The following is a 5,598-nucleotide window of genomic DNA, read 5'->3' as shown; positions in this document are numbered from 1 at the left end:
GTTCAGGCGTGAGGATCGAGCCATCGTCGAACACGAAGAACAGGTTCATGCCGCCGAGTTCTTCGACCCACTTGTGCTCAGCGGCATCGAGGAACAGCACCTGATCGTGCCCGCGCGAGAAGGCTTCTGCCGTGGGGACGAGGCTGGCGGCATAGTTGCCGCCGCACTTGGCCGCGCCGGTGCCGCCGGGCGCGGCGCGGGTGTAGTCGGACACCCAGATCGAGACGGCAGGCGCGCCCGATTTGAAGTAGTTCCCCGCCGGGCTCGCGATGACCATGAACTTGTACTGCTTGGCCGGACGCACGCCGAGGAACGCCTCGCTGGCGAACATGAAGGGGCGCAGATACATCGAGCCGCCTTCGACAGTGGGGAACCAGTCCTTGTCGGCCATGACCTGCTGGCGCACGGCTTCGATGAACAGGTCTTCGGGCAGTTCGGGCATGGCAAGGCGGCGGGCCGAAGCGTTGAAGCGTTCGGCGTTGGCTTCCGGGCGGAACAGCGAAATGCCGCCGTCAGCAAGGCGATAGGCCTTCAACCCTTCAAAGATTTCCTGCGCGTAGTGAAGCACTGCTGCTGCGGGATCTAGAGCGATCGGACCATAGGGAACCACGCGGGCATCGTGCCAGCCTTTTCCTTCGGTATAGTCGATCTCGACCATGTGATCGGTGAAGGCGGTGCCGAAGCCGGGATTGGCCAGCACCTGCGCACGCACGTCCGCTGCAACCGGGGACGGGTGCTGGGTGCGGGTAAAGGTGAGGCTGGTATCGGCGGGCGTCGCCATCTGAACAGTCCTTGCGCTAGAATCGAGAGTGCAGCGCCGTGAACTATTATTGCGCGAAAGGCAAGGGGAATGTAATAAATGTGAAGGGCCGCGTCGGTCAGTCCGAAGCGGCCCTTCGCATGGTCAGCGGCCGGAAGTGCCGCCCACGAAGCCTCTATCGCTTAATCGAAACTCAGCGATAATGCCTCGCGCGGGACTGTACCGACCTCTCTGCTGAACCATGAGACATCGGATCACCTCCTTTCGCGCTGTTGAGCCAAAGTCGCAGGTTTTTGGCCTGCTGGGCCGGGAGTGCGTAATCTCGCCGTCCTTGATTCGAATGTGATTCATTCAGGGCAAAACAACAAGACTTGCATGAAAAAAATTTGCCGTCACAATCCCCGCTTCGCGCCGCACAATAGGCGCATCAGCAACTATCTCCGGCAATCCTCGGTTACCCGCGCCACTTCGGGCCAAGCGGGCAGGTAGAGCGTTGGCAACCCGTTCACTTCCACCACGAAACGCCCCCGGCTGAAAGCCATTGCATCAAGCAATCTGTCGCGCGCAGGCAATGGCACCACGAGTTGCGGCGCACCCTGGGGGGCAGGTTCGGCGGACAGCGGGCGGGTTTCGCTGCTGGTCGATATCGTCATGGGCAGGGATTGCGGCGCGGTGCCTGTGCGGATCAGGCTGACAGTGCGGGCGGTACGGTTGCAGGTCAGCGCAAACAGCGTTGCTCCAGCGGAGCCGAAACGCGCGGTGCCATTGTCATATCGCCAGTCGCCCGGCGTCTGTGGCGCATCGCGCCAATCCTTGTATGCGGGCTGTGCAGATGGCGGAGGGGCAGGCGGTGCAGGCCTCCGCGTGGGCTGCGGTGCGGGCGGTGGCACCACTTGCGGCCCGCTGCAGGCCCCTGCCAGCAGCAGCAGGGCGCAGGAAAAAACATGGGCGGGCAGTGCAGCACGATTGATCTTCATGCGCCAGTTATGGAAGGAACGCGCCGTGACCTCAACCCGCCCCCCCAAACAGAAGATCCGCGTGGACCAGTTGCTGGTCGAACGCGGCTTGGTCGAAAGCCGTGCCCGCGCGCAGGCTCTGATCCTCGCTGGCCTTGTTTTTTCAGGCGAAACCAAGATCGCCAAGGCTGGGCAGCCCCTTTCGGCAGAAGCGCCGCTGGATGTGCGGGGGCGCGACCATCCGTGGGTTTCGCGCGGTGGGATAAAGCTCGCCCACGCGATAGAGCATTTCGGCCTCGATCCGGCGGGCATTATCGCGATGGACATCGGCAGTTCGACGGGGGGCTTTACTGACGTGCTGTTGCAGGGCGGTGCCGAGCATGTATTCGCGGTGGATTCCGGCACCAACCAGTTGGCGTGGAAATTGCGGCAGGATTCGCGCGTCACGGTTCTGGAGCAGACCAGCGCCCGCATCCTGACAGCAGATCATATCGATCGCCCGGCGACATGGGTGGTGTGCGATGCCAGCTTCATTTCGCTGCGCAAGGTTCTGGAAGTGCCGCTGATGCTGGCAGCACGGCCCACCCGGCTCATCGCGCTGATCAAGCCGCAGTTCGAAGTGGGCAAGGCCGAGGTTGGCAAGGGTGGGGTGGTGCGCGATTCCGCGCTGCACCAGCGGGTTTGCGACGAAGTGCGCGAATGGCTGGAAAGCGATGGCTGGCTGGTTGAGGGCATCGTGCAAAGCCCGATCACCGGGCCGGAAGGCAATGTCGAGTTTCTCATTTCGGCACAAAGAAACTGAGTTTTCCCCCGCAAATGTGTCCGGGAGGCTTGGTCGCCGGATGGAGTTCGGATTGCGCAGACGGCTGCACCCCGCCAATATCCTTGGCGAATCGCGCTTTACAATCTTCATGACGGCGCTCAGCTAACGGGTGACATGAACTACCTCGCTTCTTCCGGCCAGCTTCGCGCCAGCCTTCTGCGCTGGTCCCTGTTCACGGTGCCATTGATCGTCGCGCTTGGCTTTCTGGCCGGGCAGGTTGCCGGGAGTGGTCCGGGCAATCCGTGGTTCGATGCTCTGGAAAAGCCTGCGATCTATCCACCGCCTGCCGCGTTCGGGATCGTCTGGTCGATCCTCTATGTTTTGATGGGGATATCGTTTGCGATGGTCCTCTCGGCGCGCGGGGCGCGTGGCAGGGGGGCTGCATCTGCGGCTTTTGTGGTGCAACTGGTCCTCAACCTTGCATGGTCACCCACGTTCTTTGCCCTGCACCAGATCACTGGCGCGTTCTGGATCACGGTGGCAATGATCGTGGCTATTGTGGTCACGATCGTGCTGTTCTGGCGCATCCGTCCTGTCGCTGGGATGCTGCTGCTGCCCTATCTGGCGTGGGTCTGCTTTGCCTCGGTTCTGACATGGCAGTTCCTGCAACTGAACCCGGATGCCGATGGCGCATTCGGCAAGGCCAGTTCGGTCCGCGTCGAGATCTGACAGAACGGCGATTGGCCCTTGCGGGGCAGGCATGTCCTGCCCACATAGGCACTGTAACGCCTAGCAGGACTTGCCCGATGCAGAGTGAAAACCCGATGATCGCCGATTTCGTCAAGCTGCTGAACAGTGCAGCAGGAACGATTGCCGGCATGGGCCGCGAAGCGGGCGAGAACGCGCGTGAAAAGGCCAAGGAAATCTTCGGCGGCCTCGATTTCGTCAGCCGCGAAGAATTTGATGCGGTGAAAGAACTTGCCGCCTCGGCGCGCGAGGAAGTGGAAGTGTTGAAAGCGCGCATCGCAGCGCTGGAAGCTGCCGCCAAGGGCGAGTGATGCCATCCGGCGGGAACCACGCGGCGCATCCGGGGATTTAGCCTGCAACACTCTGGCAACTGTCAGTCATTGCAGGAAAATCTTTGTGTTTACGCAACTTAACCCGACAATTCCGTTGCACGTTCTGGGCAAGGGCGATGGCTATGCCATCGGCATGATCGATTATGGTCAGGAGCATAACCTGATCTGGGTCACCGCGCTCGATGAATCCGGTGAAATCTGGTGTGCCCCAAACCACAAGGTCCGGCTCGGCAAGAACTGGACGATGGGGCGTGGAGAAAATCGCCTTATCACCGAAGACAAACGTGCCGCGCACGCTGTTGAGAGCGAGGCGAAAGCGGCCTAACTGGCCAGCTTCTGTGCTGTTTCACTGGAGCAGCGTAGCGACCAGTGAACGCCGGTGGCTGCGTAATCCAACGTGACTTCCGCATCGAGACTACGGGCGGGAATGTGGCGGATCAGGGTCGTGCCAAAGCCGTCGCGCTGTGGCTGGTTCACCATTGGACCACCGGTTTCCTGCCAATCGATGGTGAAGCTGCCGTCCTGTTCGGCCCATGACAGCACCACTTCGCCGCCGGGCGTGCTCAATGCACCGTATTTGAGCGCGTTGGTGGCAAGTTCGTGCAGGGCCATGCCGATGATCTCTGCCGCACGCGGGCTGAGTGTCACCTGTTCGCCTATAAGATGCACCTGCGAACGGCTGTCACGGCCAAGGATAGCCATCTGTGCATCGGCCAGTTCGTCCATCAAAATGGTCGACCAGCCGCGCCGAACCAGCAGATCCTGATTGGCGGCGAGGCTGGCGAGCCGATTTTCGAACCGGCGCAAAAATTCAGGGTCGTTACCGCCAGACCGGCGCGCCAAAGCCTGCACGACTGCCAGCAGGTTCTTCGACCGATGATTCACTTCCATCAGCAGGACGCGAATCTGCTCTTCCTTTTCGAGCATATCGGTCACGTCGGTGTTGGTGCCGAACCAGAACAGAATAGCACCGTGCTCGTCGTGGATCGGCTTGGCGCGGGAAAGGAACCAGCGATAGCTGCCGTCAGCCCCGCGTAGCGGGAATGTATCCTCCCATTGGATTCCGCTCTCGATACTGCTGGCGAAATGAACCTTAACCCGTTCAACATGATCGGGATGGTGAAGTTTGTCCCAACCCCAGCCGTCGGTCGCGCCAATTGGGACGCCCGTGTAATCATACCATCGCTTGTTGTACCACCCGATCGCCCCTGTAGCGTCTGCCACCCATGCAAGGTGGGTGATGTTGTCCGCCAACATGCGGAAGCGGGTTTCGCTTTCGAACAGGGCGCGCTGTCCCTCTTCGCGGGCGGTGATGTCACGCGCGATCTTGCTGGCCCCGACGATGCGCCCCGCCTTGTCGTAGACCGGTGAAACGGTGATCGACACCGCGATTTCGGTGCCGTCCTTACGGCAACGGCGGGTGTCGAAGCTCTTTACCCGTTCGCCGCGCGCAATGCGGGCGAGAATGTCGTCCTCCTCGCTCTGCCGGTCATGCGGGATCAACTTGCGGATCGACTGGCCCACCATCTCGGCCTCGGTGAAGCCGAAGATGCGGGAGGCAGCCGGGTTCCAGCTCAGGACCGTGCCGTTGAGATCCTTGCTGATGATCGCATCATCGGATGACTGGATAATGGCAGACAGGTGCGCTTCGGCCAGCAAATTGCCATGCTCCGTTGCGACCCCACCCCTGTCGGGCACCTTAGGCAAACGCCCTGTCGATGCAACAGATGAAACGTGGCGTCACAACCCTGCCTTGCGCAGCGCCTGATCCAGATCCTCGATCAGATCGTCAGGGTCTTCCAACCCGACGTTGAGCCGCAGCATTCCTTCGCCCACGCCCATATCGGCGCGGGTTTCTGGCCCGACGCCATAGTGGGTGGTCGAGGCCGGGTGGCACATGAGCGACCGCGAATCGCCGATATTGTTCGAGATATCGATCAGTTCGAGCGCATCGAGAACCGCGTGGGCCTGCTGCAGGCCGCCGTCGAGATGGAACGAGAAGATCGTGCCGCCCGCCTTCATCTGCTTTTTCGCCAGGTC

8 protein-coding genes are annotated in these 5,598 nt (G+C 61.3%); 4 read left to right on the top strand and 4 right to left on the bottom strand.

Translation table 11 applies throughout. From position 1 onward, the window contains the following. On the bottom strand, positions 1-781 hold a 781-nt coding region (locus tag ACOVQ0_RS03165), incomplete at its 3' end, for a branched-chain amino acid aminotransferase (RefSeq protein WP_421880098.1). Positions 782-1,194: 413 nt separating this feature from the next. Continuing rightward, positions 1,195-1,737, bottom strand: coding sequence for a hypothetical protein (locus ACOVQ0_RS03160; protein WP_421880096.1), 543 nt, complete (start codon positions 1,735-1,737; stop codon positions 1,195-1,197). Between ACOVQ0_RS03160 and ACOVQ0_RS03155 the strand changes: the two genes are divergently transcribed. The 4 genes from ACOVQ0_RS03155 to ACOVQ0_RS03140 all read left to right on the top strand — a co-directional run bounded on the left by ACOVQ0_RS03155 (position 1,736) and on the right by ACOVQ0_RS03140 (position 3,883). Beyond that, the gene (locus tag ACOVQ0_RS03155; RefSeq protein WP_421880094.1) at positions 1,736-2,518 is read left to right on the top strand and encodes a TlyA family RNA methyltransferase; all 783 of its coding nucleotides are present in this window, start codon (positions 1,736-1,738) and stop codon (positions 2,516-2,518) included. The two genes, ACOVQ0_RS03160 and ACOVQ0_RS03155, sit on opposite strands and share 2 nt — an antisense overlap. A 135-nt stretch (positions 2,519-2,653) precedes the next feature. Next, positions 2,654-3,208 carry a TspO/MBR family protein gene (locus ACOVQ0_RS03150; protein WP_421880092.1) on the top strand — a complete coding sequence of 185 codons (555 nt, stop codon included), beginning with the start codon at positions 2,654-2,656 and terminating at the stop codon, positions 3,206-3,208. 77 nt (positions 3,209-3,285) lie between these two features. Then, a complete protein-coding gene (locus ACOVQ0_RS03145; protein WP_168853842.1) occupies positions 3,286-3,537 on the top strand; it encodes an accessory factor UbiK family protein in 252 nt (83 codons plus the stop codon). 85 nt (positions 3,538-3,622) lie between these two features. Next, positions 3,623-3,883, top strand: coding sequence for a hypothetical protein (locus tag ACOVQ0_RS03140; RefSeq protein WP_168853841.1), 261 nt, complete (start codon positions 3,623-3,625; stop codon positions 3,881-3,883). On the opposite strand, the gene ACOVQ0_RS03135 is transcribed toward ACOVQ0_RS03140, so the two are convergent. Then, positions 3,880-5,256: a sensor histidine kinase gene (locus tag ACOVQ0_RS03135; protein WP_421880090.1), complete on the bottom strand. Its 1,377-nt coding sequence runs from the start codon at positions 5,254-5,256 to the stop codon at positions 3,880-3,882. The genes ACOVQ0_RS03140 and ACOVQ0_RS03135 overlap by 4 nt on opposite strands. A 42-nt stretch (positions 5,257-5,298) precedes the next feature. Further along, a partial coding sequence (locus tag ACOVQ0_RS03130; protein ID WP_421880088.1) for a PLP-dependent transferase occupies positions 5,299-5,598 on the bottom strand: 300 nt, incomplete at its 5' end.

It is taken from the genome of Novosphingobium sp. (assembly GCF_049240505.1).
Classification (GTDB): Bacteria; Pseudomonadota; Alphaproteobacteria; order Sphingomonadales; family Sphingomonadaceae; genus Novosphingobium.
This window is presented reverse-complemented; position numbering and strand designations above follow the sequence as displayed.